This is a genomic window from Streptomyces sp. CBMA291, assembly GCF_014596525.1.
Classification (GTDB): domain Bacteria; phylum Actinomycetota; class Actinomycetes; order Streptomycetales; family Streptomycetaceae; genus Streptomyces.
This window is the reverse complement of record NZ_MSJP01000063.1, coordinates 1-25,808: the sequence shown is the minus strand read 5'-3', so window position 1 is coordinate 25,808 and position 25,808 is coordinate 1. Positions and strand designations below refer to the sequence as shown.

Annotated in this window: 27 protein-coding genes; 16 read left to right on the top strand and 11 right to left on the bottom strand. The window is 70.9% G+C overall.

Annotated elements, in window-relative coordinates; translation table 11 throughout:
• Positions 1–115 precede the first annotated feature (115 nt).
• The 3 genes from tyrS to BU197_RS16350 all read right to left on the bottom strand — a co-directional run bounded on the left by tyrS (position 116) and on the right by BU197_RS16350 (position 4,441).
• Positions 116–1,384: a tyrosine--tRNA ligase gene (tyrS, locus tag BU197_RS16360; RefSeq protein ID WP_188269035.1), complete on the bottom strand. Its 1,269-nt coding sequence runs from the start codon at positions 1,382–1,384 to the stop codon at positions 116–118.
• 59 nt (positions 1,385–1,443) lie between these two features.
• The gene (locus BU197_RS16355) at positions 1,444–2,835 is read right to left on the bottom strand and encodes a metallopeptidase TldD-related protein (RefSeq protein ID WP_188269034.1); all 1,392 of its coding nucleotides are present in this window, start codon (positions 2,833–2,835) and stop codon (positions 1,444–1,446) included.
• Between the two features lie 82 nt (positions 2,836–2,917).
• The gene (locus tag BU197_RS16350; RefSeq protein ID WP_188269033.1) at positions 2,918–4,441 is read right to left on the bottom strand and encodes a TldD/PmbA family protein; all 1,524 of its coding nucleotides are present in this window, start codon (positions 4,439–4,441) and stop codon (positions 2,918–2,920) included.
• 409 nt (positions 4,442–4,850) lie between these two features.
• Between BU197_RS16350 and fabG the strand changes: the two genes are divergently transcribed.
• The 3 genes from fabG (at position 4,851) to BU197_RS16335 (ending at position 6,999) form a co-directional block, all read left to right on the top strand.
• Positions 4,851–5,555, top strand: a complete 705-nt coding sequence (gene fabG, locus BU197_RS16345) for a 3-oxoacyl-[acyl-carrier-protein] reductase (RefSeq protein WP_188269032.1) — start codon at positions 4,851–4,853, stop codon at positions 5,553–5,555.
• A gap of 5 nt (positions 5,556–5,560) precedes the next feature.
• Positions 5,561–6,337, top strand: coding sequence for an enoyl-ACP reductase FabI (fabI, locus tag BU197_RS16340; protein WP_188269031.1), 777 nt, complete (start codon positions 5,561–5,563; stop codon positions 6,335–6,337).
• A gap of 212 nt (positions 6,338–6,549) precedes the next feature.
• Positions 6,550–6,999, top strand: a complete 450-nt coding sequence (locus BU197_RS16335; protein ID WP_188269030.1) for a hypothetical protein — start codon at positions 6,550–6,552, stop codon at positions 6,997–6,999.
• Here the strand turns inward: BU197_RS16335 and BU197_RS16330 are convergent.
• Positions 6,914–7,657, bottom strand: coding sequence for a FadR/GntR family transcriptional regulator (locus BU197_RS16330; RefSeq protein ID WP_188269029.1), 744 nt, complete (start codon positions 7,655–7,657; stop codon positions 6,914–6,916). The two genes, BU197_RS16335 and BU197_RS16330, sit on opposite strands and share 86 nt — an antisense overlap.
• 62 nt (positions 7,658–7,719) lie before the next feature.
• Between BU197_RS16330 and BU197_RS16325 the strand changes: the two genes are divergently transcribed.
• From BU197_RS16325 to BU197_RS16315, 4 genes are all read left to right on the top strand, one after another.
• On the top strand, positions 7,720–9,294 hold the full coding sequence (locus BU197_RS16325; protein WP_223183627.1) for a CynX/NimT family MFS transporter: 1,575 nt from the start codon (positions 7,720–7,722) through the stop codon (positions 9,292–9,294).
• Positions 9,295–9,311: 17 nt separating this feature from the next.
• Complete coding sequence (locus tag BU197_RS31010) at positions 9,312–9,428, top strand: SGM_5486 family transporter-associated protein (RefSeq protein WP_262928252.1); 117 nt, start codon at positions 9,312–9,314, stop codon at positions 9,426–9,428.
• Between the two features lie 157 nt (positions 9,429–9,585).
• Entirely contained in the window at positions 9,586–9,789 is a 204-nt protein-coding gene (locus BU197_RS16320; RefSeq protein ID WP_188269028.1) for a hypothetical protein, read from the top strand.
• A gap of 35 nt (positions 9,790–9,824) precedes the next feature.
• On the top strand, positions 9,825–10,343 hold the full coding sequence (locus BU197_RS16315) for a SixA phosphatase family protein (protein WP_188269027.1): 519 nt from the start codon (positions 9,825–9,827) through the stop codon (positions 10,341–10,343).
• Between the two features lie 330 nt (positions 10,344–10,673).
• Here the strand turns inward: BU197_RS16315 and serB are convergent, their stop codons facing one another.
• Positions 10,674–11,888, bottom strand: coding sequence for a phosphoserine phosphatase SerB (serB, locus tag BU197_RS16310; RefSeq protein WP_188269026.1), 1,215 nt, complete (start codon positions 11,886–11,888; stop codon positions 10,674–10,676).
• Between the two features lie 194 nt (positions 11,889–12,082).
• On the opposite strand from serB, the gene BU197_RS16305 reads away from it, so the two are divergent.
• A complete protein-coding gene (locus BU197_RS16305) occupies positions 12,083–14,722 on the top strand; it encodes an FHA domain-containing protein (protein ID WP_188269025.1) in 2,640 nt (879 codons plus the stop codon).
• An 83-nt stretch (positions 14,723–14,805) separates the two neighbouring features.
• On the opposite strand, the gene BU197_RS16300 is transcribed toward BU197_RS16305, so the two are convergent.
• Positions 14,806–15,543 carry a transglycosylase SLT domain-containing protein gene (locus BU197_RS16300; protein ID WP_188269024.1) on the bottom strand — a complete coding sequence of 246 codons (738 nt, stop codon included), beginning with the start codon at positions 15,541–15,543 and terminating at the stop codon, positions 14,806–14,808.
• A gap of 433 nt (positions 15,544–15,976) precedes the next feature.
• Between BU197_RS16300 and BU197_RS16295 the strand changes: the two genes are divergently transcribed.
• The 3 genes from BU197_RS16295 (at position 15,977) to BU197_RS16285 (ending at position 18,269) form a co-directional block, all read left to right on the top strand.
• The gene (locus tag BU197_RS16295; protein ID WP_188269023.1) at positions 15,977–17,122 is read left to right on the top strand and encodes a GAF domain-containing sensor histidine kinase; all 1,146 of its coding nucleotides are present in this window, start codon (positions 15,977–15,979) and stop codon (positions 17,120–17,122) included.
• Complete coding sequence (locus tag BU197_RS16290) at positions 17,115–17,759, top strand: response regulator (RefSeq protein WP_188269022.1); 645 nt, start codon at positions 17,115–17,117, stop codon at positions 17,757–17,759. The genes BU197_RS16295 and BU197_RS16290 overlap by 8 nt, the downstream gene beginning before the upstream one ends.
• A gap of 264 nt (positions 17,760–18,023) precedes the next feature.
• The gene (locus BU197_RS16285; protein WP_188269021.1) at positions 18,024–18,269 is read left to right on the top strand and encodes a chaplin; all 246 of its coding nucleotides are present in this window, start codon (positions 18,024–18,026) and stop codon (positions 18,267–18,269) included.
• 133 nt (positions 18,270–18,402) lie between these two features.
• Here BU197_RS16285 and BU197_RS16280 read toward each other — a convergent pair whose 3' ends face one another.
• Positions 18,403–19,194, bottom strand: a complete 792-nt coding sequence (locus BU197_RS16280; RefSeq protein WP_188269020.1) for a hypothetical protein — start codon at positions 19,192–19,194, stop codon at positions 18,403–18,405.
• A gap of 185 nt (positions 19,195–19,379) precedes the next feature.
• On the opposite strand from BU197_RS16280, the gene BU197_RS16275 reads away from it, so the two are divergent.
• From BU197_RS16275 to BU197_RS16260, 4 genes are all read left to right on the top strand, one after another.
• Positions 19,380–20,177 (top strand): ABC transporter ATP-binding protein, encoded by a 798-nt coding sequence (locus tag BU197_RS16275; protein WP_188269019.1) that lies wholly within the window; start codon positions 19,380–19,382, stop codon positions 20,175–20,177.
• A gap of 74 nt (positions 20,178–20,251) precedes the next feature.
• A complete protein-coding gene (locus BU197_RS16270) occupies positions 20,252–20,680 on the top strand; it encodes an NfeD family protein (RefSeq protein WP_188269018.1) in 429 nt (142 codons plus the stop codon).
• 93 nt (positions 20,681–20,773) lie between these two features.
• Positions 20,774–21,712 (top strand): SPFH domain-containing protein, encoded by a 939-nt coding sequence (locus BU197_RS16265; RefSeq protein ID WP_188269017.1) that lies wholly within the window; start codon positions 20,774–20,776, stop codon positions 21,710–21,712.
• A gap of 84 nt (positions 21,713–21,796) precedes the next feature.
• On the top strand, positions 21,797–22,570 hold the full coding sequence (locus BU197_RS16260) for a sulfite exporter TauE/SafE family protein (protein ID WP_188269016.1): 774 nt from the start codon (positions 21,797–21,799) through the stop codon (positions 22,568–22,570).
• 66 nt (positions 22,571–22,636) lie between these two features.
• Here BU197_RS16260 and BU197_RS16255 read toward each other — a convergent pair whose 3' ends face one another.
• From BU197_RS16255 to BU197_RS16245, 3 genes are all read right to left on the bottom strand, one after another.
• On the bottom strand, positions 22,637–23,143 hold the full coding sequence (locus tag BU197_RS16255; RefSeq protein ID WP_188269015.1) for an HNH endonuclease: 507 nt from the start codon (positions 23,141–23,143) through the stop codon (positions 22,637–22,639).
• Positions 23,144–23,307: 164 nt separating this feature from the next.
• Positions 23,308–23,847: a YbhB/YbcL family Raf kinase inhibitor-like protein gene (locus BU197_RS16250; RefSeq protein ID WP_188269014.1), complete on the bottom strand. Its 540-nt coding sequence runs from the start codon at positions 23,845–23,847 to the stop codon at positions 23,308–23,310.
• Positions 23,848–23,901: 54 nt separating this feature from the next.
• Positions 23,902–24,684 carry a sporulation protein gene (locus BU197_RS16245; RefSeq protein WP_188269013.1) on the bottom strand — a complete coding sequence of 261 codons (783 nt, stop codon included), beginning with the start codon at positions 24,682–24,684 and terminating at the stop codon, positions 23,902–23,904.
• An 87-nt stretch (positions 24,685–24,771) separates the two neighbouring features.
• On the opposite strand from BU197_RS16245, the gene BU197_RS16240 reads away from it, so the two are divergent.
• Positions 24,772–25,434, top strand: coding sequence for a DNA-3-methyladenine glycosylase (locus BU197_RS16240; protein ID WP_188269012.1), 663 nt, complete (start codon positions 24,772–24,774; stop codon positions 25,432–25,434).
• Between the two features lie 126 nt (positions 25,435–25,560).
• Here BU197_RS16240 and BU197_RS30495 read toward each other — a convergent pair.
• The coding region (locus BU197_RS30495) for a hypothetical protein (protein WP_223184089.1) at positions 25,561–25,808 on the bottom strand (248 nt) is incomplete at its 5' end.

Genomic DNA, 25,808 nt, shown 5'->3' with positions numbered 1-25,808 from the left:
CGTCTACGCGAACGCGCTCAGACGAACGCGCTCAGACGAACCGTCCATGCGAACCCGCCCGGACGAACCCGCATACGCGAACCCGCCCACCACGAACCCGTCTACGCGAACCCGCTCACGCGCCGGCGAACTCGATCGCCGCCAGGTTCTTCTTGCCGCGTCGCAGGACCAGCCAGCGCCCGTGCAGCAGCTCGTCCGCCGACACCTCGGCGTCCTCGGCGGTGACCTTCACGTTGTTCACGTACGCCCCGCCCTCCTTCACCGTGCGCCGCGCCGCCGACTTGCTCGCCACCAGACCGACCTCGGCGAACAGGTCCACGACCTGGCCCAGCTCGGTCACCTTGGCGTGCGGCAGCTCGGACAGGGCGGCGGCGAGCGTCGGCGCGTCCAGCTCGGTCAGGTCGCCCTGCCCGAACAGTGCCTTCGACGCGGCGATGACCCCCGCGCACTGCTCGGCGCCGTGCACCAGTGTGGTCAGCTCCTCCGCCAGCGCCCGCTGCGCGGCGCGCGCCTGCGGCCGCTCGGCGGTCTGCCGCTCCAGCTCCTCCAGTTCCTCGCGGGACTTGAAGGACAGGATCCGCATGTACGTGGAGATGTCCCGGTCGTCCACGTTCAGCCAGAACTGGTAGAACGCGTACGGCGTCGTCATCTCGGCGTCCAGCCAGACGGCCCCGCCCTCGGTCTTGCCGAACTTGGTGCCGTCCGCCTTGACCATCAGCGGGGTCGCGAGCGCGTGCGCCTGCGCCCCCGGCTCCAGGCGGTGGATCAGGTCGAGACCGGCCACCAGGTTGCCCCACTGGTCCGAGCCGCCCTGCTGGAGCGTGCAGCCGTACCGGCGGTACAGCTCCAGGAAGTCCATGCCCTGGAGCAGCTGGTAGCTGAACTCGGTGTAGCTGATGCCCTGCTCGGACTCCAGCCGACGGGCGACGGAGTCCTTGGTCAGCATCTTGTTGACCCGGAAGTGCTTGCCGATGTCCCGCAGGAACTCGATCGCCGAGAGACCGGCGGTCCAGTCCAGGTTGTTCACCATGACCGCCGCGTTCTCCCCCTCGAAGGAGAGGAACGGCTCGATCTGCGAGCGCAGCCGGTTCACCCAGTTCGCGACCGTCTCGGGGTCGTTCAGGGTGCGCTCGGCCGTCGGACGCGGATCGCCGATCTGCCCGGTGGCCCCGCCGACCAGCGCGAGCGGCCGGTGACCGGCCTGCTGGAGCCGGCGGACGGTGAGGACCTGCACCAGGTGCCCCACGTGGAGACTGGCCGCGGTCGGGTCGAAGCCGCAATAGAACGTCACGGGACCGTCCGCGAGAGCCTTGCGCAGGGCGTCCTCGTCAGTGGACTGGGCGAAGAGCCCGCGCCACTTCAGCTCGTCGACGATGTCGGTCACGGTCGTCCGTCTCCTCGTGATGCTGGTGGGAAAGAATTGTTCCGGCCAGTCTAGGCGGGTCAGACCCCCTTGCTGACCGAGCTCATGTTGAAGTCCGGCACCCGCAGGGCGGGCATCGCGGCCCGGGTGAACCAGTCGTTCCACTCGCGCGGCAGCGTCTTCTCCGTCCGGCCCGCCTCGGAGGCCCGCGACAGCAGGTCCACCGGCGACTCGTTGAACCGGAAGTTGTTCACCTCGCCGACCACCTCGCCGTTCTCGACGAGATAGACGCCGTCCCGGGTCAGCCCCGTGAGCAGCAGCGTCGCCGGGTCGACCTCGCGGATGTACCAGAGGCAGGTCAGCAGCAGCCCGCGCTCCGTGGAGGCCACCATCTCCTCCAGGGACCGCTCGCCGCCGCCGTCCAGGATCAGGTTCCCCGCTCCCGGCGCCACGGGCAACCGAGTAAGCCCCGCCGAGTGCCGGGTGGTGACCAGGTGCTCAAGGCGCCCCTCCCGCACCCAGTCCACCGGGGCGATCGGCAGCCCGTTGTCGAAGACGGACGAGTCGTCGCCGGAGGAGTGCGCGATCACGAACGGCGCCGACTCCAGGCCCGGCTCGTTCGGGTCGCTGCGCAGGGTCAGCGGCAGCGGCGAAAGCGTCTCGCCGAGCCGGGTCCCGCCGCCGGGCTTGGAGAAGACCGTACGGCCCTCCACCGCGTCCCGGGCCACCGACGACCACAGCTGGTAGATCAGCAGGTCGGCCACGGCCGTCGGCGGCAGCAGCGTCTCGTACCGCCCGGCGGGCAGCTCGATCCGGCGCTCCGCCCAGCCGAGCCGGGTCGCCAGCTCCGCGTCGAGCACGGCCGGGTCGACGTCCTTGAAGTCCCGGGTGGACCGCCCCGCCCAGGCGGAGCGCGTACGGTCGGGGGACTTCGCGTTCAGCTCCAGGGTGCCGTTCGGCTGGTCGTGGCGGAGCCGCAGCCCCGTCGACGTCCCCAGATAGGTGGAGGTCAGCTCGTGGTTGGCGAAGCCGTACAGCTCACGGCCGCCCGCACGGGCGCGGGAGAAGGCCTCGCCGAGCGCCGGGGCGAAGTCCGCGAACACGGCGGAGGAGGTCTCCACCGGGGCGTCCGTGAAGTCGGGCGACGACGGCACCCCGGTCACCAGCGGCTGGGCGTCCTCGGCGGGCCCCGCCGCCCGCGCGGCCTCCTCGGCCGCCCGCACCAGCGGCTCCAGGTCCTCGGCGGTCACGGCGGACCGGGAGACCACCCCGGAGGCGGTGCCCCGGGCGCCGTCGACGGTCGCGACGACCGTCAGCGTCCGGCCCCGGGTGACGCCGTTGGTGGTGAGGGCGTTGCCCGCCCAGCGCAGATTGGCCGAGGACTCCTCGTCGGCGATGACGACACACCCGTCGGCCCGGGACAGTTCGAGAGCCCGCTCGACGATCTCGTACGGCTTGCTGACACGGCTCATCGCCCGGCCTCCTGCGTCGTGTTGAGACTGTGCTTGCCCGGGGGACGGCCCCCGGACCCCCGGCGGATCACGCGGCTGACGCTCATCGCCCGGCCTCCTGCGTCGTATTCAGGATGTTGACGCCCCGGAAGAGGGCGGAGGGGCAGCCGTGGGAGACCGCGGCGACCTGGCCCGGCTGGGCCTTGCCGCAGTTGAAGGCGCCGCCGAGGACGTACGTCTGCGGGCCGCCGACCTGCTCCATCGAGCCCCAGAAGTCGGTGGTCGTCGCCTGGTAGGCCACGTCCCGCAGCTGCCCGGCGAGCCGCCCGTTCTCGATGCGGAAGAAACGCTGCCCGGTGAACTGGAAGTTGTACCGCTGCATGTCGATCGACCACGAGCGGTCGCCGACCACGTAGATGCCCCGCTCCACCCCGCCGATCAGGTCCTCGGTGGACAGACCGCCCGGATCCGGGCTCAGCGACACGTTCGCCATCCGCTGCACCGGCACGTGCGCGGGGGAGTCCGCGAAGGCGCAGCCGTTCGAGCGGCCGAGCTCCGTCAGCTTCGCGATCCGCCGGTCCAGCTGGTAGCCGACCAGCGTGCCGTCCTTCACCAGGTCCCAGCTCTGCGCCTCGACGCCCTCGTCGTCGTAGCCGATCGTCGCGAGACCGTGCTCGGCGGTCCGGTCGCCCGTCACGTTCATGACCGAGGAGCCGTACGCCAGCTTGCCCAGCTGGTCGAAGGTGGCGAAGGAGGTGCCCGCGTACGCCGCCTCGTAGCCGAGCGCCCGGTCCAGCTCCGTGGCGTGGCCGATCGACTCGTGGATGGTCAGCCACAGGTTCGACGGGTCCACGACCAGGTCGTACCGGCCCGCCTCGACGCTCGGCGCCCGCATCTTCTCGGCCAGCAGCCCCGGGATCTCGTCCAGCTCCGTGTCCCAGTCCCAGCCGGTGCCCGTCAGATACTCCCAGCCCCGCCCCACCGGCGGCGCCAGCGTCCGCATCGAGTCGAACTCGCCGGTCGTCTCGTCCACGGCCACCGCCGTCAGCTGCGGGTGCAGCCGCACGCGCTGCTGCGTGGTCACCGTCCCCGCCGTGTCCGCGTAGAACTTGTTCTCGTGGATGGTGATCAGCGAGGCGTCCACGTGCGCCACGCCCTCCGCCCGCAGCAGCCGCGCGCTCCAGTCGGCGAGCAGCGCGCTCTTCTCCTCGGCGGGGACGGAGAAGGGATCGACCTCGTACGAGGAGACCCAGACCCGGTCCTCGTGCACCGGCTCCGCCGCCAGCTCCACCCGCTCGTCCGAACCGGCCGACGCGATCACCTGCGCCGACAGCTTGGCCATGGCCACCGCCTGCGAGGCGACCTTCGCGGCGCCGTCCATCGACAGGTCGACCCCGGAGGCGAACCCCCAGGCCCCGCCGTGCACCACCCGCACCGCGTAGCCGAGGTCGGTGGTGTCCGAGGAGCCGGACGGCTTGGCGTCCCGCAGCCGCCAGGAGGCGCTGCGCACCCGCTCCAGACGGAAATCGGCGTGCTCGGCACCCAGCGCGCGCGCCCGAGCGAGCGCGGCGTCCGCGAGCGCCCGCAACGGCAAGGCCAGAAACGTCTGATCGACCTGATGGGTCACGAAGTCTCCCCTTCTCGATTGGTGTCCGCAGTGAATCATGCGGCCCGCCGCCGGGCGGGGGAGAAAGGAAGAGCGCCCGGAGCCGGGGGAGCGGACTCCCTTGTTCCCGCGCGCCCGTGCGCCGCCGGGTTGTCGAAGGGCACACTGTCCACTCCAGGCGCACGCCGGGCCCGCGCGCCCGCGCCCGGCACCGGGCGCCATCGGAACGAGCTGAATGCGGGGCCGTCCCGTCCCCGTCGAGGGCCCACAAGAGCGGGCTCGCGGCTTTGTCGGAACGGGTGCGGAAGCCCGGCCATGTGTAGGGATCCGACAGGGTCGGCCCCGACGCGCTGTCGGGGCCCGATTCTCTGTATGGCGCACCGGCCCGATAGATTTTCGGTGTTCAGACCGCTATCGAAAGGGTGATCCGTTGAGCCGCTCGGTTCTCGTCACCGGAGGAAACCGGGGCATCGGCCTCGCCATCGCCCGCGCGTTCGCCGAGGCCGGCGACAAGGTCGCGATCACGTACCGCTCCGGCGAGCCGCCGGAGGGCTTCCTCGCGGTGCAGTGCGACATCACCGATGGCGAGCAGGTGGACCGGGCGTACAAGGAGATCGAGGAGACGCACGGTCCGGTCGAGGTCCTCGTGGCCAACGCCGGCGTGACGAAGGACCAGCTCCTCATGCGCATGTCCGAGGAGGACTTCACCTCCGTCCTCGACACCAACCTCACCGGCACCTTCCGGGTCGTCAAGCGCGCCAACCGCGGGATGCTGCGGGCCAAGAAGGGCCGCGTCGTCCTGATCTCCTCGGTCGTCGGTCTGCTCGGCTCGGCGGGCCAGGCCAACTACGCCGCCTCCAAGGCCGGCCTGGTCGGCTTCGCCCGCTCCCTCGCGCGTGAGCTGGGCTCCCGCAACATCACCTTCAACGTCGTCGCCCCCGGCTTCGTCGACACCGACATGACCGCGGTGCTCACCGACGAGCAGCGCGCGGGCATCGTCTCGCAGGTGCCGCTGGGCCGTTACGCGCAGCCCGAGGAGATCGCCGCCGCGGTGAAGTTCCTCTCCTCGGACGAAGCCTCGTACATCACTGGAGCCGTCATCCCGGTTGACGGCGGATTGGGCATGGGTCACTGATCACCATGAGCGGAATTCTCGAGGGCAAGCGCATCCTGATCACGGGTGTGCTGATGGAGTCCTCCATCGCCTTCCACACCGCGAAGCTGGCCCAGGAGCAGGGTGCGGAGATCATCCTCACCGCCTGGCCCCGGCCGTCGCTGACGGAGCGCATCGCCAAGAAGCTTCCCAGGCCCGAGAACGTCAAGGTCCTTGAGCTCGACGTCTCCAACGACGAGCACCTCGCCCGTCTGGAGGGCCAGGTCCGCGAGCAGTTCGGCGACCGTCTCGACGGCGTCGTGCACTCGATCGGCTTCGCCCCGCAGGACGCGCTCGGCGGCAACTTCCTCAACACGCCGTTCGAGTCGGTCGCCACCGCGATGCACGTCTCGGCCTTCTCGCTGAAGTCGCTGACGATGGCGCTGCTGCCGCTGATGACCGAGGGCGGCTCCGTCGTCGGCCTCACCTTCGACGCGCAGTACGCCTGGCCGCAGTACGACTGGATGGGCCCGACCAAGGCCGCCCTTGAGGCCACCAGCCGCTACATGGCCCGTGACCTCGGCAAGCAGAACATCCGCTGCAACCTGATCTCGGCGGGCCCGCTGGGCTCGATGGCCGCGAAGTCCATCCCGGGCTTCGACGAGCTGGCCAAGGTCTGGGACGACCGCTCCCCGCTGGCGTGGACCCTCTCCGACCCGGAGCCGGCCGGCCGCGGCATCGTGGCGCTGCTCTCCGACTGGTTCCCGAAGACCACCGGCGAGATCATCCACGTCGACGGCGGTCTGCACGCGATCGGCGCCTGACGCCTCTCCCGTCACCTCGCTCGACCGGCGCGATCCCCTCGCGCCCCCGTCACGTCTCCGTGACGGCCGAAGGGCCGTGTGCCCGCCCCACCGGGCGGCACACGGCCCTCGTCGTTCCGCAACTCCTGCCCGACTCGAAAAGTAGCCCGAACCGCCCCAGACTGGTGCAGAGCGTGAAGGACTCCTGCTACGGGCGGGGAGGAGGTACGGACATGCGCGCGACCGGACGAGGACGGCAGGGGCTCGGCGTGTTCGTCTCCGCCGCCGTCCTGTTCACCGCGATAGCCGTCTCCGCCGAGGTCAGGGCCTCGCCCGGCCCGGCGGAAGACCTCCCCGCCACCAGCAGGACGAGCGGGGAAACGGAGGACTTCGGCGCCTCCTGCCGCACCCTCGTCCAGGGCTCACGGGTCACCGCGTACTGCCAGAACCCCTACCCGCTCGCCGACCGCGTCCGCCTCCACGTCGAGTGCGAGCGCTGGTGGGACGTCGACGCCGACAGCGCCCCCGTGGAGGTCGCCCCCGCCGACTACGCGCAGCTCGGCGGGCGCTGCTGGAAGGAAGTCAGGTCGGCCTGGATCACCCACCAGCCGGCGGACCGTCCACCGTCCCCGGCTCCGGCCCTGCCTGCGGCCCTGCCTCCGGCTCCGGTACGGGGCTCCTGAGGCACGCGTAGGGATAACCGGCCGCCTCGGTGCCCGCCAGCTCGGCGTCGCCCTCCCGGATCGCCTCCACGAGACGCGTGTGGTCCATGGCGGCCTCGGGGCCGAGCACCCGCCCCACGTCGTCACGCAGCCACTCCCGCAGCAGATCGCCCAGGTCGGCGTAGAGCTCGACGAGCACCTCGTTGCCCGAGGCGACGACGACCGCGTGGTGGAAGGCCGCGTCCGTGGTCACGAACAGCTCGGCGTCCCCGGACTCCCAGGCCTCGTCCCGTCGTACGAGAAGCGCGTCGAGCTGCTTCAGATCCCGCTCGGTGCGCCGCCCCGCCGCGAACCGCGCGGCGGCCGATTCGAGGGTCGAGCGCAGCTCGGCCACGTGCCGGGGGTCGGAGTCGGCGAAGCGCCGGTGCATGACGCCCGACAGCTCGCTGGTGGCGACGACATACGTCCCCGAGCCCTGCCGGATGTCGAGCAGCCCGTTGTGGGCGAGCGCCCGCACCGCCTCACGGACGGTGTTGCGGGCCACCCCCAGCTGTTCGACCAACTCGGGTTCGGTCGGGATGCGCGAACCCACCGGCCACTCGCCGGAGGTGATCTGGTTCCGCAGCTCGGCGATCACCTGATCGGAGAGACACGCGCGCCGGGGAGAGCCGAGGGGCATGAGCACCTTCCCATGTCTGACGGAGGGAACAACCAATCATCCCATGATTCTATGATGGCCTCATGCCAGACGAGCCGAAGACCCTCCACCCCACCCCACACCCGACCGAGAACCCCACCACGAACGGCCCGGCGAGGGCCACGACGACCGACACGACCGGACCGGTCGTGCCGACCGGCCGGACGACGCGGTCCACCTCGGCTTCCGGCTCGTCCGGTACGTCCTCCGCCTTGTCCGGTACGGCTTCCGCCTTGTCCGGTACGGCCTCCGGAAGGCCCGGTGAGGCTTCCGGCGCGGCCACCTCGGCTTCCGGCTCGTCCGGTACGGCGCGCAGCTGGACCACCGCCCTCGTCACCGTCGGCCTCGTCCTCGCCGCGCTGAACCTGCGCCCCGCCATCCCCAGCCTCGGCGCCCTCCTCGAAGAGGTCCGCACGGATCTGCACATGAGCGGCAGCCTCGCCGGGCTCCTCACCTCCGTGCCCTCGCTCTGCTTCGCGATCTTCGGCACCGCCGCACCGCGCCTCGCCCGCCGCTTCGGGCCCGCCGCCGTCCTCTGCGCGGGCATGGCCGCGATCTGCGCCGGGCTCGCCCTGCGCCCCTTCGCCGGTGGCACCGCCGTCTTCATGGCCGCCAGCGCCCTCGCGCTCATGGGCATCGCCGTCAGCAATGTCCTGATGCCCGTCATCGTCAAGCGGTACTTCCCCGACCGCGTCGGCACCATGACCGGCCTCTACTCCATGGCGCTCGCCGTCGGCACCTCCCTCGCCGCCGCCGCGACCGTGCCCCTGACCAAGGCCCTCGGCGGTGACTGGCGCCTCGGACTCGGCGTCTGGGCGGGCCTCGCGGCCCTCGCGGTCGTGCCCTGGGCCCTGCTCGCACGCGACCGGAACACCGGCGGCGGGGGCGGTGTGACGGGTGCGATCAGTGGGACCAGTGCGAGTGGTGGGGCCAGTGAGGTCAGTAAGACTGACAGGACTGACGGGGCTGACAGGACTGACGGGGCTGACAGGGCTGATGGGTCCAGTGGGGCCGCCCCGGTCGTGGACCTCGCCGCCGCCCCGCGCGTCAGCCGCAGCCGTACCGCCTGGGCCCTCGCCGTGTTCTTCGGCCTCCAGTCCACCGGCGCCTACATCACCCTGGGCTGGCTGCCGCAGATCTTCCGCGACGCGGGCGTCACCGCCTCCACCGCGGGCGTGCTCCTCGCCGTCACCATGGTCATGGGCGTCCCGCTCGCCTTCGTGATCCCCCGGCTCGCGACCCGGCTGAGGACCCAGGGACCGATCGTCGTCACCCTCGGCCTGTGCGGACTCACCGGCTACACCGGGCTCCTCCTGGCCCCGGCCGGCGGAGCCTGGGTCTGGGCCGTGCTCCTCGGCGTCTCCAACTGCGCCTTCCCGCTCGCCCTCACCATGATCGGCCTGCGCTCGCGCACCGGCGCCGGTGTCGTCCGGCTCTCCGCCTTCGCCCAGAGCGTGGGCTATCTGATCTCCATCCCCGGCCCCCTCCTCGTCGGCGTGCTCTACCAGCACAGCGGCGGCTGGGGCATACCGATCGCCCTGATGGGCGGTCTGCTGATCCCCCAGATGATCGTCGGCACCCTGGCGGGCCGGGCCCGGACGATCGAGGACGAATGCTGAGGTGCGAGACTGTCCGCATGCCAGTCCTCGAACCCAACCCCCAGAACGGCCAGAAGAAGCTGCTCATCGTGCTCGGCGCGATGCTTCTCATCACGGTCGTGATCGCCGTCATCGCCTCGGTCGCCTCCCCCTGACCCCCGGGCACCCGCCCCGGGGTGGGGCTGGCACCCCCATCCCCTAGGGGGTGGGTGTCAGGGTCGAGTGGGTGGAATACCTGATGGGCCGGGAGGCCCGCGATCCCTAGGTTGGAGACCACAGGGAAAACGGAACTCTCACCCCACGGAGGCGGACATGTCGGCCCAGCCCTATCCCCGGGTCCGGCCCACGGCGAGCGGCGTCGGCACCCGGCTGCCCTGGTGGGCCCTGGTCCTCCCGGTGGCCGCCTTCCTCACTCTTCTGACCCTGATGACGGGGTCGGGCGAGGCCCAGGCATCCCTGGGAGCCCACGGGATGGCGGGCCTCCTGGAGCGGATACAGCAAACGCTCGCTCTCTGAGTCGACCTGGCCCGATTCGTGCGAAGCTGAGCGACATGAGCGTCGATACACCCCGCAGGATCGTGCTGCTCCGACACGCCAAGGCGGACTGGAACCAGGAATCCGACCACGAGCGTCCCCTCGCCGAGCGAGGCCGTGCGGACGCCCCTCTCGTCGGCCGGAAGCTCGCCGGGACCGGCGTCGGCTTCGATCTGGCCCTCTGCTCGACCGCGCTCAGGACGCGCGAGACCTGGAAGCTGGCCGTGCCGGCACTGTCGGAGCGCCCCAGGACCGTGTACGAGGAGCGGCTCTACGAGGCCTCGCTCGGCGAGCTGATCGCCCTGCTCAACGAGGTCTCGGACGAAGTCTCCGACCTGCTGGTCATCGGCCACAACCCGGGGATGCACGCCCTGGCCGACGCCCTGACGGGCGAAGCCGAGGGCGACCTCCTGGCCCGGATGAACCGGAGCGGCTTCCCGACCGCCGCCCTCGCCGTCCTCACCTTCAACGGCTCGTGGAAGTCGGTCGAGCACGGCGTAGGATGCCTCGTCGACTTCTGGACCCCGCACTCCTGACGTCCCCGCACTCCTGACAGCCCCGCGTTCCTGACGCACCCCGGGCCGCCTGCTCCCTGCGGGCTCCCCGGCGCACCCGGGCGGCGTCGCCTCAGACACCCGAACCACCCGCCGGGAACCGACCTCCCCTGACCGGAGGGCGCGGACGGAGGACAGGGCGGCCGGAGGACAGGGCGGTCGGAGGGACGGGGGCGACGAAAGAGCCCGGCCGTCCGAAGACGACCGAGCCCCTTCTCGTACGGAGTCCGTCACCGTACGGGGTCCGTCACCGTACGGAGTCCGCCGCCTCGCCCCGCACAGGGCGGGTCCGGCGGGGGCGGGCGTGTCCGCTCAGTGCTGGAGGTCCTCGCCGCCGTCCGCGGCCTCGACCTCTTCGCGGGTGATCCCCAGCAGATAGAGCACGGTGTCGAGGAAGGGCACGTTCACCGCCGTGTCCGCCGCCCGCCGCACCACCGGCTTCGCGTTGAAGGCGACCCCGAGCCCGGCGGCGTTCAGCATGTCCAGGTCGTTCGCCCCGTCGCCGATCGCCACGGTCTGCGCCAGCGGCACCCCCGCCTCGGCGGCGAACCGGCGCAGCAGCCGCGCCTTGCCCGCCCGGTCCACGATCTCGCCGGTCACCCGTCCGGTGAGCTTGCCGTCCACGATCTCCAGGGTGTTGGCGGAGGCGAAGTCGAGCCCGAGCCGTTCCTTGAGATCGTCCGTGACCTGCGTGAACCCGCCGGAGACCACTCCCACCTGGTAGCCGAGCCGCTTGAGCGTACGGATCAGGGTCCGGGCGCCCGGCGTCAGCCGCACCTCGGAGCGGACCTTGTCGACCACCGAGGCGTCGAGCCCGGCCAGCAGCTCCACCCGGGCGTGCAGGGACTGCTCGAAGTCCAGCTCTCCGCGCATCGCCGCCGCCGTCACCTCGGCGACCTTGTCCTCACAGCCCGCGTGCGCCGCGAAGAGTTCGATCACCTCGTCCTGGATCAGGGTGGAGTCGACGTCCATGACCACCAGCCGCTGTGCCCGCCGGTGCAGCCCGGCGGAGACCACGGCCACGTCCACGCCGATGGTGTGCGCCTCCACGGCCAGCGCGGTCCGCAGCCGCTCGGTCCCACAGCCGGAGACGGCGAACTCGACGGCCGTGACCGGATACTTCGCCAGCCGGAAGATACGGTCGATGTTGCCGCCCGCCTCGGCGATCCTGGCCGCTATGGCCGCCGTCTGCTCCGAGGTCAGCGGGTTGCCGAGGACGGTGACGTGCGAGCGGCCCTCGCCCCGGGGACGGTTGTCGCCGGTTCCGGAGATGATCTCGGCCTGGAGCTTCAGCGACTCGGCCCAGCTGTGCACGGTGGCCCGGAGTTCACCCTGCGAGGCGACGGTGGGCTCGGTGACGAGCGCGCACAGGACGAGACGGCCGCGGGAGACGACCTGCTCGATGTCCACGACGTCGACGGAGTAGGCGGCGAGGGTGTCGAAGAGTCCCGCGGTGATTCCGGGACGGTCCTTCCCGAAGATCTTGACGAGAAGGGTGGGAACGTCTGAGGTCTGCGATGCGCTCATGGTGCTTCCACCGTATCGGGCACCACATGCCACTCGGCCGCCCGTCCCGCCCAGCGGACACCCGAGTGGCCACGGGGCGCCTCGGGGGCCCCGTACCGCCCGACTTTCGGAGAGGGGACCGGGCCTGAAATAGTTCCCCCCGATGTTCGCCATCCCTAGACTTCCGGCGACGGGGGTACATCGGGGGACAAATAGTGGGGCATGGAGTGCCAGAACTCGTACTGGAATTGAATGGAAGGACCTGGACGCTCGATCCGTCCCGGTCGTACACCCTGGGCCGCGATCCCCAGGGTGACCTGGTCATCGACGACGCCAGGGTCTCGTGGCGCCACGCCACCATCAGCTGGGGCGGGCGGAGTTGGGTCATCGAGGACCACGGCTCCACCAATGGAACGTTCCTTCAGGGGCAGCGGGTCCACCAGGTGGAGATCGGCCCCGGCGCGGCCGTCCACCTGGGCAACGCGACCGACGGCCCGCGGCTGAATCTCGCCGCCGCCCAGGCCGCCCCGGGGGCCCAGCAGGCACCGGCCCCGCAGCAGGCCCAGATGCCTCAGCAGGCTCAGGCGCCTCAGCAGGACCAGGCCTACCAAGCGCCTCAGCAGGCCCCGCAGTACCAGGCGGCCCAGCAGGCACCCCAGCAGCAGGGCTGGCAGCAGGGCCCCGCGCCGGTCCAGCAGCAGCCGCCGGTCCAGCAGCCGCCGAACCAGCAGGCCCAAGCGCCTCACCAGCAGCCCCAGGCGCCCCAGTACCAGGCCCCGCCGCAGTTCCCGCAGCAGCAGGGCCCGGCCGGGAGCGGCGTCGCGGGGGCGTCGTCGGCCTATTCCGACCGCAGCCCGACCACGTTCCACCAGCTGGATCTGGGCCGTGTGATGCGGATAGGCCGTGCGCTCGAGAACGAGCTGGTCGTCTCCGACCTCCAGGTCTCCCGCCACCACGCCGAGTTCCACGCGACGCCCGACGGACGCTTCGAGATCCGCGACCTCGGCTCGCACAACGGCACGTACGTCAACGGCCAGCCGATCCCGAAGGGCGGCAGCGCCGTCCTCGGCCCGCAGGACATCGTGGGCGTCGGCCACTCGACCTTCCGGATCGTCGACGGACGCCTTGAGGAGTTCGTCGACACCGGCTCGGTCTCCTTCTCCGCCAGCCACCTCACGGTCACCGTCGACGGCGGCAAGCAGATCCTCAGGGACGTCTCCTTCGGCGTCCCCGAGAAGTCGCTGATCGGCGTGATCGGCCCCTCGGGTTCCGGCAAGTCGACCCTGCTCAAGGCGCTGACCGGCTACCGCCCGGCCAACGAGGGCGATGTCCTCTACGACAACCGGAGCCTCTACAAGCAGTTCGCCGAGCTGCGCCAGCGCATCGGTCTGGTCCCGCAGGACGACATCCTGCACAAGGAGCTGACCGTCCAGAAGGCGCTGCGCTACGCGGCCAAGCTCCGCTTCCCCGGCGACACCGCCGAGGCAGAGCGCGAGGCCCGGATCGACGAGGTGCTGCGCGAGCTGAAGCTCGACATCCACCGGGAGAAGAAGGTCACCTCCCTCTCCGGCGGCCAGCGCAAGCGCGTCTCGGTGGCCCTGGAGCTGCTCACCAAGCCCTCGCTGATCTTCCTGGACGAGCCGACCTCCGGCCTCGACCCGGGCATGGACCGCGATGTCATGCAGCTGCTGCGGGGCCTCGCCGACGACGGCCGCACGGTCCTGGTCGTCACCCACTCGGTGGCCGAGCTGGGCCTGTGCGACAAGCTCCTGGTGATGGCCCCCGGCGGCGCGGTGGCGTACTTCGGCCCGCCGGAGGAGGCGCTGAACTTCTTCGGCTACGCCACCTGGGCCGATGTCTTCTCCGCCTTCGAGAACTACCGCGACTACGACTGGGCGGGCCGCTGGAAGGGCTCGCAGCACTACCAGCTGTACGCGGCGGACATCGACGCCGTCGCCGCCCAGCCCGTGCAGATGCCGCACCAGGCGATGGTCCGGCCGCCGAAGCCGCAGGGCTGGGGCTCCCAGCTGTGGACCCTGATCCGCCGCTATGTCTCCGTGATCGCCTCCGACAAGGGCTTCCTGGGCCTGATGGTGATCCTGCCCGCCGTCCTCGGCGCGGTCTCGGTGGTCATCCCGGCCGATTTCGGCCTCGGCTCGCCGAAGCCGCCGTCCCGCTTCAACGGCGACGCCGGGACGATCATGCTGATCCTCACGGTCGGCATGTGCTTCAGCGGCGCGGCCAACTCCGTCCGCGAGCTGATCAAGGAACGGGTCATCTACGAGCGCGAGCGGGCCACCGGCCTGTCCCGCTCGGCGTATCTGATGTCCAAGGTCATCGTGCTCGGCGTGATCACGGCCTTCCAGGGCGTCATCATCTGCGGCATCGGCTTCTCCACCCGGGCGCTCCCCGAGGAGGGCCTGTTCATGCCCCCGGCGGTCGAGCTGTGCGTCCAGGTCATCGCCCTCGGCCTGACCTCGATGATGTTCGGCCTCGTCATCTCCGCCCTGGTGAGGACCGCGGAGAAGACCATGCCGCTGCTGGTCATGTTCGCGATCATCCAGGTCGTCTTCACCGGCATCCTCTTCCAGGTCTACGGCTCGGCAGGACTGGAGCAGTTCGCCTGGCTGATGCCCTCCCGCTGGGGCATCGCGGGCGCCGGCACCACCCTCGACCTGGGGCGCCTCATGCCGCCCTGGGACCCGAAGAACCCCACCGACACCGACCCGCTCTGGGAGCACTCGGCCGGCCAGTGGGGTCTCGACCTCGGCATCCAGCTTCTGATGGCCGTGGTCTGCTGTGTGATCGTGGCCCGGCTGCTGCGCCGCCACGAGCCCGAGGTCATGCGCAAGTAACCGCACGGGCAGTCCGTACGCCGAAGGGCGGCACCCCTCGCCGGGGTGCCGCCCTTCGGCGTACGACAGCGGGCGCGAACGGCTCAGTAGGCGCTGTTGACGTTGTCGATCGAGCCGTAGCGGTCGGCCGCGTAGTTGGCGGCGGCGACGATGTTGGCGACGGGGTCGTACTGGTCGAACACGGTGCCGGGCACGTGGTACGCCTTGAAGGTCGGGTAGATGACCTGGAGCAGCCCCTTGGACGGCACGCCGTTGACGGCGTTGACGTCCCAGTTGTTGATCGCGCGGGGGTTGCCGCTGGACTCGCGCATGATGTTCTTGTGCAGGCCGTGGTAGCTGCCCGGGATGTCGTGCTTGTCCATGATGAACAGTGCCTCGCGGATCCAGCCGTCGAGGTTGTTCGCGAAGATCGGGGCACGGGCCACGGAGCGGTTCGCGGCCGCCGCCTCGGCGGCGCGCTTGTCGGCCTTGACCTTCGCCTCGGCCTTGGCACGGGCGTCCGCCTTGACCTTGGCGTCCGCCTTCGCCTTCGTGTCGGCGGCGAGCTTCGCGTCGGCCTCCTGCTTGGCCTTCAGGCCGATCGCGCTCTGCTGGTCGGAGACGCCGGCGGCGAGCGCCTTCGCCTGCGGGCTGTTCGCGTCGTACGCCCAGGCCACCCGGCCGGTGCCGGAGAGGGCCTGCGGCTCCGTCTCGGTGGTGGCGCCGCCGCCGGTGGCGAGGGAGAGGGTGAGCGCCGCCGCGCCCAGGACGGAGACACCGGCGATCGCGGCTTTGTGGGTCTTCTTCAGACCACGACTGTGGCCAGGGGTGTTCGCAGACATCAACGGACTACCTCTTCGTATCGCTGGGGGGTGTCGCTCGGCCGGGGTGGCGCTGCGCCTGCTCGGCGGGCGACAGGGAGCAATTCTTAGCGGCGGCAAAATCCCCTGGCAAAGATGTGACGTACGATCCCCGGTAGTGGATCAGGGCCCCGTGCCCACGCCGCCAAAGAGCGCCGATGTCCCGTTTACCCCGGCCTTACCGCCCTCCAGGGAGTCCACTAGGCCTCTTCGTAAGTGATGTGGGTCCTATGCGCGGGCTCACACCGGCCCCCCGGCCATCTCACCTTCCGTTGCTCAAGCAATGCGTACGGTGAGCCGTCCCCGCCCCGGCGGGCAGAAAGGCCCGGGGCCCCGAGACCTAGGTCCCCCGTCCCCCTCCTCGGCCGTCCCCGGTCGGATACGCACGGTCACCACCCGCCGGTACGGTGAGGACATGAGCCATCGACCCAGCTCCGGCCTGGCCGCCGTGAGCACCGCACTTCTCGCGATGAGCCGGCATCTGGAGGTCCGCGACGTCCTGAAGACGATCGTGGCCTCCGCCCGTGAACTCCTCGACGCCGAGTACGCGGCCCTGGGCGTCCCCGACGACCACGGGGGCTTCGCCCAGTTCGTGGTCGACGGCGTCAGCGACGAGCAGTGGAAGGCCATCGGCCCGCTGCCCCGACAGCACGGCATCCTGGCCGCGATGCTCCACAAGTCCGAGATCGAGCGGCTCGCCGACGTCCGTCTCGACCCCCGCTTCGAGGGCTGGCCGGACGCCCACCCCGAGATGTCCGACTTCCTCGGCCTTCCCGTACGGGACGGCGACGAGACCCTCGGCGCCCTCTTCCTCGCCAACAAGCGCTGCCCCAAGGTGGACGGCGGCTGCGGCTTCACCGCCGACGACGAGGCGATCCTTTCGATCCTCGCCCAGCACGCGGCCATCGCCCTCACCAACGCGCGCCTCTACGAGCGCAGCCGCGAGCTGACCATCGCCGAGGAACGCTCCCGCCTCGCCCACGAGCTGCACGACGCCGTCAGCCAGAAGCTCTTCTCCCTCCGGCTGACCGCCCAGGCCGCGGCCGCCCTCGTCGACCGCGACCCCGCCCGCGCCAAGGGCGAGCTACAGCAGGTCGCCGCGCTCGCCGCCGAAGCCGCCGACGAACTGCGCGCCGCCGTCGTCGAGCTGCGCCCGGCCGCCCTCGACGAGGACGGTCTGGTCCACACCCTGCGCACCCAGATCCAGGTCCTCGACCGCGCCCACACCGCCCGCGTCACCTTCGAGAGCGCCGGGACACGAGCCCTGCCCGCCGCCCAGGAGGAGGCCGTGCTCCGGGTCGCGCAGGAAGCCCTGCACAACGCCCTTCGGCACGCGGACGCCGGACTCGTCGCCGTCTCGCTCGCCCGCGCGGGCCAGGGTGCCCGGCTGACCGTCACCGACGACGGCAAGGGCTTCGACCCGCGTACGGTCCGCAGCGCCGGACGCCACCTCGGCCTCGTCTCCATGCGGGACCGGGCGAGCGGCGTCGGCGGATCGCTGACCGTCACCTCGGCCCGGGGCGAGGGCACCACGATCGAGATGGAGGTACCCGGTGGCTGACAAGCAGATCCGCGTCCTGCTGGTCGACGACCACCAGGTCGTCCGCAGAGGACTGCGCACCTTTCTCGAAGTACAGGACGACATAGAAGTGGTGGGGGAGGCGGCCGACGGCGCCGAGGGCGTCGCCAGGGCCGAGGAGCTGCGCCCCGACGTGGTCCTCATGGACGTGAAGATGCCCGGCACCGACGGCATCGAGGCGTTGAAGCGGCTCCGCGGCCTCGCCAACCCCGCCAGGGTCCTCGTCGTGACCAGCTTCACCGAGCAGCGCACGGTGGTCCCCGCGCTCCGCGCGGGCGCATCCGGGTACGTCTACAAGGACATCGACCCGGACGCGCTCGCGGGCGCGATCCGCTCCGTCCACGCCGGGCACGTGCTGCTCCAGCCGGAGGTCGCGGGCGCGCTCCTCACCCAGGAGGACTCCCCGGGCGGTACGGGCCGGGGCTCGGCCCTCACCGAGCGGGAGCGCGAAGTGCTCGGCCTGATCGCGGACGGCCGGTCCAACCGCGAGATCGCCCGCGCGCTCGTCCTCTCGGAGAAGACGGTCAAGACGCACGTCTCGAACATCCTGATGAAGCTCGACCTGGCGGACCGCACCCAGGCGGCCCTGTGGGCGGTCCGGAACGGCCTCACGGACTGACACGCGGGGACGGGCGGCGGGCGCGAAACGGGGGCGAGACGGCGGCGCGCGGCGGACTTGAGACAGGCGCGAGACAGGCGCGAGACGGCGGCGCCCGGCGGACGCGCGACGGGCACGCCCCCTCGCGCGCCGGGCGCACGATCGTTCAGTCCTTCATACCGTCGTGTATATGTCCCTCGTTCGGCGTAACCCGGTGGAGGAATCGAGGTTCTCCATGGCGTGCTGCGGCGGACCGGCCGCGGCGATGACCCGAAGGAAGCACACGTGAAGAACCTCAAGAAGGCCGCCGCCCTCACCCTGGTCGCCGGTGGCATCGTCGCCGCGGGCGCGGGCGTCGCCTCCGCCCACGGCGGCGCCGAGGCCCAGGGCCGGACCGTGAAGTCGCCGGGCGTCGCCTCCGGCAACACGGTGCAGGTCCCGGTCCACGTCCCCGTGAACGTCTCCGGCAACACGGTCAACGTGATCGGCCTGCTCAACCCGGCCTTCGGCAACGGCGCCGCCAACCTCTGAGCCAGGGCGGCACTTCCCCGGCCGCCCTCCGCACAACCGCCCGGCCCCCAGGAGCCCCCTGGGGGCCGGGCGCATGCCCGAAACCCCTCGCCCGAGGCGACCCCGATCGCCCGAGACGCCCCCTGCGCGCCCCTCAGAACCCCCGCTCCCTCTCCCGCTCCTCCACATAGGCGTTGTACGCCGCCACCTGCGCCCGCCGGGCCACCCGCTCCACCGGCCGCAGCGCCGCGCCCCGCGCGGCCATCTCCGAGGCGCTCACCGCGCCCCCGTGCCCGTGGCCGTACGCCATGTCCACCATCAGCCCCACCCGCTGCGCCAGCTCCAGGACCCGCGCCGCCCGCGCCGGATACCCCGGGGCCAGCACCTCGCGTCCCGCCTCCGCCCGCGCCCGGTACGCGTCCCGCACCGCCTCCGCGGCGGGCCCCGAGGCCGCCACGTCAAGCCGGGTCAGCGCCACCGTCGCCTCCCGCAGCGCCTCCGCCAGCTCCCGCTCCGCCTCGCCCAGCGAAGGCACGTCCGCGGGCGGTGCCTGCCGCACCGGAAGACACCGCCAGAGCACCGACACGTGCGTGTCACCCGAGGGCCCCGCCTCGGAGACCTCCGGCACGAGCCCGTACGGCGCACCGAAGCCGACCACGGCCTCCTCCGCCTCCAGGGCGCGCGCGTTGAAGTCCGGCGGCCCGCTCAGCCCCAGCGGATGCCCCGGCGCCGGAAGCGCCACCCGCCACCCGGTCACCCCGAGCCGCCGCAGCCGCCCGAGCGCCAGCGTCAGACCCACCGGCCCCGCCTCACCCGGCAGCCCCTCGACGCGGTGCACCGCGTCCTCCCCGACAATGGCCAGCGCCGCGTCGTCCGGCGACACCGCCCCGGCCGACAGGGCATTGCCCCAGGCGGCCAGGCGTCCTGAACGTGGTTCCGAAAGCATCCCCCAAGCCTAGGGCGCCGCCCCACCGCCCAAGCCCCCTCCACGAGCCCCCGCGCACCACACTCGACGGCCCAATCCAAGCCCTAGGGACCGGCCCGGTCCGCCGATAACGTAGGTTTTCCCCTGGACGCCGCGCCCACCGGCGCAAGGCGACGACAACAACCGCAAGGGGAGACAACGCGCTCATGAGCGATGTACTGGAGCTGGTGGACGTATCCGTGGTCCGCGACGGACGGGCTCTGGTGGACGGGGTCTCCTGGTCGGTCAAGGAGGGCGAGCGCTGGGTCATCCTGGGACCCAACGGCGCGGGCAAGACCACCCTCCTGAACATCGCCTCCAGCTACCTCTTCCCCACCCGCGGCACCGCCCGCATCCTGGGCGAGCAGCTCGGCGGCGTCGGCACGGACGTCTTCGAGCTCCGCCCCCGCATCGGCATGGCCGGCGTCGCCATGGCCGAGAAGCTCCCCAAGCGCCAGACCGTCCTCCAGACGGTCCTCACCGCCGCGTACGGCATGACCGCCACGTGGAACGAGGACTACGACCCGGTCGACGAGGAGCGCGCCAAGGCGTTCCTCGACCGCCTCGGCATGAACGACTACCTGGACCGCAAGTTCGGCAGCCTCTCCGAGGGCGAGCGCAAGCGCACCCTCATCGCCCGCGCGATGATGACCGACCCCGAGCTGCTGCTCCTCGACGAGCCCGCCGCGGGTCTCGACCTCGGTGGCCGCGAGGACCTCGTCCGCCGTCTCGGGCGCCTGGCCCGCGACCCGTACGCCCCCTCCATGATCATGGTCACCCACCATGTCGAGGAGATCGCCCCCGGCTTCACCCACGTCCTGATGATCCGCCAGGGCAAGGTTCTCGCCGCGGGCCCCGTGGAGATGGAACTGACCTCCCGCAACCTCTCGCACTGCTTCGGGCTGCCGCTCGTCGTCGAGCGCCTCGGCGACCGCTGGGCCGCCCACGGACTGCCCCTGAAGTGACGGACCGGGCGCCGGCGTCCCGCACAGCCGTCCGCGCCCTGTCCCGAGGGACCCCACCCGCCTACCATGGCCCTGTGGACATCGACGCATGGGTCTGGTGGCTGATCGGCGCGGTGGGGCTCGGCATTCCGCTGGTCCTGACCGCGATGCCCGAGTTCGGCATGCTCGCCGTCGGAGCGGTCGCGGGGGCGGTGACAGCGGCTCTGGGCTTCGGCATCGTCCCCCAGGTGCTCGTCTTCGTCGTCGTCTCGGTGGCGCTCATCGCGGTGGTACGCCCCATAGCCGCACGCCACCGCGACGGCAGACCGGGCATCGCCACCGGCATCGACGCCCTGAAGGGCCGTCAGGCCGTCGTCCTCGAACGGGTCGACGGCAGCGGCGGACGCGTCAAGCTTGCCGGAGAGGTCTGGTCGGCCCGCACGCTCGACGCCGGACAGAGTTTCGAACCGGGCGAACAGGTCGATGTCGTCGACATCGACGGGGCGACCGCCGTCGTCATATGACCGAACCTCGCCCATGACGTTCCGACGTCTGCGAAACTCGATCATCGAAAGCAACCCGGCAGTCAACCGGCAGCGAAGGGCACGGGGAACACGATGTCAGCAGTCATCATCGTCCTGATCATTCTGGTGGTGCTCGTCTTCATCGCCCTGATCAAGACGGTCCAGGTCATCCCGCAGGCGAGCGCGGCGATCGTGGAGCGCTTCGGCCGCTACACCCGCACGCTCAACGCGGGACTGAACATCGTGGTCCCGTTCATCGACACGATCCGCAACCGGATCGACCTGCGCGAACAGGTCGTCCCGTTCCCGCCGCAGCCGGTGATCACCCAGGACAACCTGGTCGTCAACATCGACACGGTCATCTACTACCAGGTCACCGACGCCAGGGCCGCCACCTACGAGGTCGCCAGCTACATCCAGGCGATCGAGCAGCTCACCGTCACCACCCTCCGCAACATCATCGGCGGCATGGACCTGGAGCGGACCCTCACCTCCCGCGAGGACATCAACGCGGCACTGCGCGGCGTCCTCGACGAGGCCACCGGCAAGTGGGGCATCCGCGTCAACCGCGTCGAGCTCAAGGCGATCGAGCCGCCGACCTCCATCCAGGACTCGATGGAGAAGCAGATGCGCGCCGAGCGGGACAAGCGCGCCGCGATCCTCACCGCCGAGGGCACCCGGCAGTCCCAGATCCTCACCGCCGAGGGCGAGAAGCAGTCCGCCATCCTCCGCGCCGAGGGCGAGGCCAAGGCCGCCGCGCTCAAGGCCGAGGGCGAGGCCCAGGCCGTCCGTACGGTCTTCGAGGCGATCCACGCGGGCGACCCCGACCAGAAGCTGCTCTCGTACCAGTACCTCCAGATGCTCCCGAAGATCGCCGAGGGCGACGCCAACAAGCTCTGGATCGTGCCCAGCGAGATCGGCGACGCGCTCAAGGGCCTCTCCGGCGCCTTCGGCAACATGGGCGGCGGCGTCCCCGGCTTCAACGTCAAGGGCACGGCGACCGAAAGGCGAGACGAACCCCCGGTCGACTGACACGTACACGTAATCCGTGCATGATCAGTGCGAGCCCCTCGACCCTGACAGGGCGGGGAGGCGACTCGCTGACCATGTAAGGAGATGGCGTTGTCCATCTGGGAAGCCCTGGCGGTCTTCGCCGCCGGCATCAGCGCCGGCACCATCAACACCATCGTGGGATCGGGAACGCTCATCACGTTCCCGGTCCTCCTCGCGACCGGACTCCCTCCGATCACCGCGAACGTCTCCAACGCCCTCGGCCTCGTCCCCGGCTCCATCAGCGGGGCCATCGGCTACCGGCGCGAACTCAGGGGCCAGAAGACCCGCGTCCTGCGCCTCGGCACCGCCGCCCTGCTCGGCGGGCTCCTCGGCGCGATCCTGCTCCTCGCCCTGCCGTCCGACGCCTTCGACGCGATCGTCCCCGTCCTCATCGGACTCGCCCTGGTCCTGGTCCTCCTCCAGCCGCGCATCGGCGCCGCCGTCCGCCGCCACCGCGAACAGACCGGCACCGAGGCCCACCCCGACGGCGGGCCCGCCCTCCTCGTCGGACTCTTCCTCGCCAGCATGTACGGCGGATACTTCGGCGCCGCCCAAGGCGTGCTCTACCTCTCGCTCATGGGCCTGCTGCTCCACGAGGACATCCAGCGGATCAACGCCGTCAAGAACATCCTCGGCGCCCTCGTCAACGGCGTCGCCGCCGTCTTCTTCCTCTTCGTCGCCGACTTCGACTGGACGGCCGTCCTGCTCATCGCCGTCGGCTCCACCCTCGGCGGCCAGATCGGCGCCAAGGTCGGCCGGAAGCTGTCGTCCGCCGTCCTGCGCGGAGTGATCATCGTGGTCGGCGTCGCCGCCATCCTCCAGCTGACCCTGCGCTGACCCCGGCACCGCGAAGGGCCCGTCCTCCCCACCGGGGACGACGGGCCCACACCGTACGAGCAGGGGTTACGCGGCGACCCCCGTCAGCCACTCCGGCAGCCGGGACCGGTCACCGGCCCGCAGCGAGAGCAGCATCGCGTCCGCGGGAGTCGGCTCGAACGGCTGGTAAAGGAGCGGCATCCCGGCCTGTTCCGGCGTCCGGTCGGCCTTGCGGTGGTTGTCCTCGGCACAGGAAGCGACGGTATTCAGCCAGCTGTCCCCGCCACCCTGGGCACGCGGCATCACATGGTCGACGGTGGTCGCCCGCCGCCCGCAGTACGCGCACCGGTGCCGGTCCCGCGCGAGCACCCCCCGCCGGGACCACGGAGCCTGTCTTCGGAAGGGCACCCGTACGTACCGGCAGAGTCTGATCACCCGGGGCACCGGAAGATCCACCTCGGCACCTCGCACCCGCAGCTCGGGATGCGCGTGCTCCACGACGGCCTTGTCCGTCAGGACGAGCACCACCGCCCGGTGGAGAGTGACCGTCGACAGCGGTTCGAAGCTCGCGTTCAGTACCAGCGTGTCCCGCATGGTGCCCACCTCCCGTGTGCAGGCCCGGCCCCGGGCGGGGCGGTGAGGCCTGGAGCAACGATGGCCGGGCCGGCCGGGGTCGGACAACGCAATTTCCCGTGCGACAAAAGATGCCCGCCTCTGATCTCTCCAGGACCAGAAGCGGGCAAACAACAAACGAACGATCAGACCGCCGCGGGAGCCGCGTACTCACCGATCAGCTGGGCGCGCCCCAGCGTGTGGAATCGCAGATTGAACCCCACGGCGGCGGGCGAAGCATCGGCATCGGGGCCGAGTTTCTCGCTGTCCACCGCGTACACCGTGAAGACATAACGGTGCGCCGGATCCCCCGGCGGAGGAGCGGCGCCGCCGAATTCCTTCGCCCCGTAGTCGTTCCGTACGTGCACGGCTCCGTCCGGCAGCCCCTCGAAAGAGCCCGAGCCGGCCCCCGCGGGAAGCTCCGTCACCGACGCCGGGATGTCGAACAGCACCCAGTGCCAGAATCCGCTGCCCGTCGGGGCGTCGGGATCGAAGCACGTCACGGCGAAGCTCTTCGTCTCCGCCGGAAAATCCTCCCAGCGCAGCTGCGGCGAGGTGTTCCCCGCCGCGTAGACCTGCGCGTCCTTCAGCACCTCGCCCGGTTGGACGTCGTCGCTCACCACGGTGAACGCCGCCACCGGCGGATGGAAGTCGTGGGGGAGCGGCGCCCTCTTGCCCTCGGACACGTCGAAAACCTCCGTATCGCCCGTCACTGCCTCGGCAGTCTCACGGGCCCGAGCCTAGAGCCAGTTGCGACGCCCGCCGACCTCGGCGAGCCACTGGTTGAGGTACGCCGCCCAGTCGGTGGTGTGGAAGTCGTGCAGCCCCACCGTGAAGGAACGGAAGGAATCGCTGCCCTCGGTGAAGAGCCCCGGCTTCTTGTCCATCTCCAGGACGACGTCCATCGCGCGGTCGTCGGCGACGAAACTGACCTCGACCTGGTTGAGGCCCCGGTACTGCTGCGGGGCGAAGAACTCGATCTCCTGGTAGAAGGGCAGCCGCTGCCGGGTGCCCCGGATGTGCCCGCGCTCCATGTCCGCGCTCTTGAAGCGGAAGCCCAGCTGGATGAAGGCGTCCAGGATCGCCTGCTGCGCCGGCAGCGGGTGCACGTTGATCGGGTCGAGATCGCCCGAGTCCACCGCGCGGGCGATCTCCAGCTCGGTCGTCACCCCGATGTCCATCCCGCGCAGCCGCTGCCCGCCGACCGAGGTCACCGGCGTCTCCCAGGGGATCTCCAGACCGAAGGGGACCACGTGCACCGCACCCGCCCGCACCTGGAAGGCACCGCCGAGACGCACCTTCACGAACTCGATGTCCTGCTTGTGCTCCGTGTCGCCGCTCTCGACCTCGACCCGCGCCTGGAGACCGACCGAGAGCCCCTCGATCCGCTGGTCGACGCTGCCGCCCTGAATGCGCACCTCACCCTGGACGACCCCGCCCGGGACCACGTTCTCCTCGGTGAGCACCGTCTCCACGGTGGCCCCACCCGCACCCAGGCTCGCGAGCAGCTTCTTGAAACCCATGATCCACACTCCTTCTCGGTCCTGCCCCCTACATACGCGCGACGACGGTAGCCGGTTCCGCGGGGAACCCCGTTACCCTCGGGCGCCATGAGCGAGAACGCCGGCCGTACGCGGATCCCGCGCGCCTTCTTCGACCGTCCGGTCCTGGAGGTCGCCCCTGATCTCCTGGGGCGCACGCTGGTCCACCGCACCCCCGAAGGGGTGATGGAGATACGCCTTACGGAGGTGGAGGCGTACGCCGGAGAGATCGATCCCGGCTCGCACGCCTTCCGGGGACGCACGGCCCGCAACGCCGTGATGTTCGGCCCGCCCGGCCATGTGTACGTCTACTTCACCTATGGCATGTGGCACTGCATGAACCTGGTGTGCGGTCCTGAGGGCCAGGCGAGCGGGGTGCTGCTGCGCGCGGGGGAGATCCTGCGGGGCGCGGAGCTGGCCCGTCCCCGCCGCCGTTCGGCCCGTGCCGACCGCGAGCTGGCCAAGGGGCCCGCCCGTCTCGCGACCGCCCTCGGCGTCGCGCTCTCCCTGAACGGCACCGACGCCTGCGCGGACACCGAGAGCCCGCTCGGTCTGCTGACCGGCACTCCTCCCGCGCCGGAGCTGGTCCGCAGCGGTCCTCGTACGGGCGTCGGCGGCGAGGGGGCCCCGCACCCCTGGCGGTTCTGGATCGAGGCCGATCCGACGGTCAGTCCCTACCGTGCTCACACGCCCCGGAGGCGCCGCCTTGACTCTGGGGGTGCGAACGCCTAACGTAGCCCGAGCAGCTGGAAACGGGCCTGCTTGTTCAAGCACCCCGCAGCCGCCACCCACTACTCAAGATGATCCCCAGCAGGGGCTAATTTTGGCATTCCCGAAATTAGAATTCGAATGGCTCGATTATGAGTCGCCGAAGAAATCAGCTAACGTAGTGGACACGCCGGAAGGGCCCGAAGCGAAAGCGAATGGGACCGGAAAGCGCCGAGGAAGTAGGGTCGGAAAGATCTGATAGAGTCGGAAACGAAGGAAGCGCCCGGAGGGCCTGGAAACAGGAACGAAGGAAGCGTCCGCACCTTGAGAACTCAACAGCGTGCCAAAAATCAACGCCAGATTAGTTGATACCCCGTCCATCTTCGGATGGTCGAGGT

Coding starts and splice junctions, on each gene's coding strand:
- BU197_RS16355 (WP_188269034.1), bottom strand. CDS start 2,835: ATGAGCCGTGTCAGCAAGCCGTACGAGATCGTCGAGCGGGCTCTCGAA.
- fabI (WP_188269031.1), top strand. CDS start 5,561: ATGAGCGGAATTCTCGAGGGCAAGCGCATCCTGATCACGGGTGTGCTG.
- BU197_RS16335 (WP_188269030.1), top strand. CDS start 6,550: ATGCGCGCGACCGGACGAGGACGGCAGGGGCTCGGCGTGTTCGTCTCC.
- BU197_RS16330 (WP_188269029.1), bottom strand. CDS start 7,657: ATGCCCCTCGGCTCTCCCCGGCGCGCGTGTCTCTCCGATCAGGTGATC.
- BU197_RS16325 (WP_223183627.1), top strand. CDS start 7,720: ATGCCAGACGAGCCGAAGACCCTCCACCCCACCCCACACCCGACCGAG.
- BU197_RS31010 (WP_262928252.1), top strand. CDS start 9,312: ATGCCAGTCCTCGAACCCAACCCCCAGAACGGCCAGAAGAAGCTGCTC.
- BU197_RS16320 (WP_188269028.1), top strand. CDS start 9,586: ATGTCGGCCCAGCCCTATCCCCGGGTCCGGCCCACGGCGAGCGGCGTC.
- BU197_RS16315 (WP_188269027.1), top strand. CDS start 9,825: ATGAGCGTCGATACACCCCGCAGGATCGTGCTGCTCCGACACGCCAAG.
- serB (WP_188269026.1), bottom strand. CDS start 11,888: ATGAGCGCATCGCAGACCTCAGACGTTCCCACCCTTCTCGTCAAGATC.
- BU197_RS16300 (WP_188269024.1), bottom strand. CDS start 15,543: ATGTCTGCGAACACCCCTGGCCACAGTCGTGGTCTGAAGAAGACCCAC.
- BU197_RS16295 (WP_188269023.1), top strand. CDS start 15,977: ATGAGCCATCGACCCAGCTCCGGCCTGGCCGCCGTGAGCACCGCACTT.
- BU197_RS16280 (WP_188269020.1), bottom strand. CDS start 19,194: ATGCTTTCGGAACCACGTTCAGGACGCCTGGCCGCCTGGGGCAATGCC.
- BU197_RS16275 (WP_188269019.1), top strand. CDS start 19,380: ATGAGCGATGTACTGGAGCTGGTGGACGTATCCGTGGTCCGCGACGGA.
- BU197_RS16265 (WP_188269017.1), top strand. CDS start 20,774: ATGTCAGCAGTCATCATCGTCCTGATCATTCTGGTGGTGCTCGTCTTC.
- BU197_RS16260 (WP_188269016.1), top strand. CDS start 21,797: ATGGCGTTGTCCATCTGGGAAGCCCTGGCGGTCTTCGCCGCCGGCATC.
- BU197_RS16255 (WP_188269015.1), bottom strand. CDS start 23,143: ATGCGGGACACGCTGGTACTGAACGCGAGCTTCGAACCGCTGTCGACG.
- BU197_RS16245 (WP_188269013.1), bottom strand. CDS start 24,684: ATGGGTTTCAAGAAGCTGCTCGCGAGCCTGGGTGCGGGTGGGGCCACC.
- BU197_RS16240 (WP_188269012.1), top strand. CDS start 24,772: ATGAGCGAGAACGCCGGCCGTACGCGGATCCCGCGCGCCTTCTTCGAC.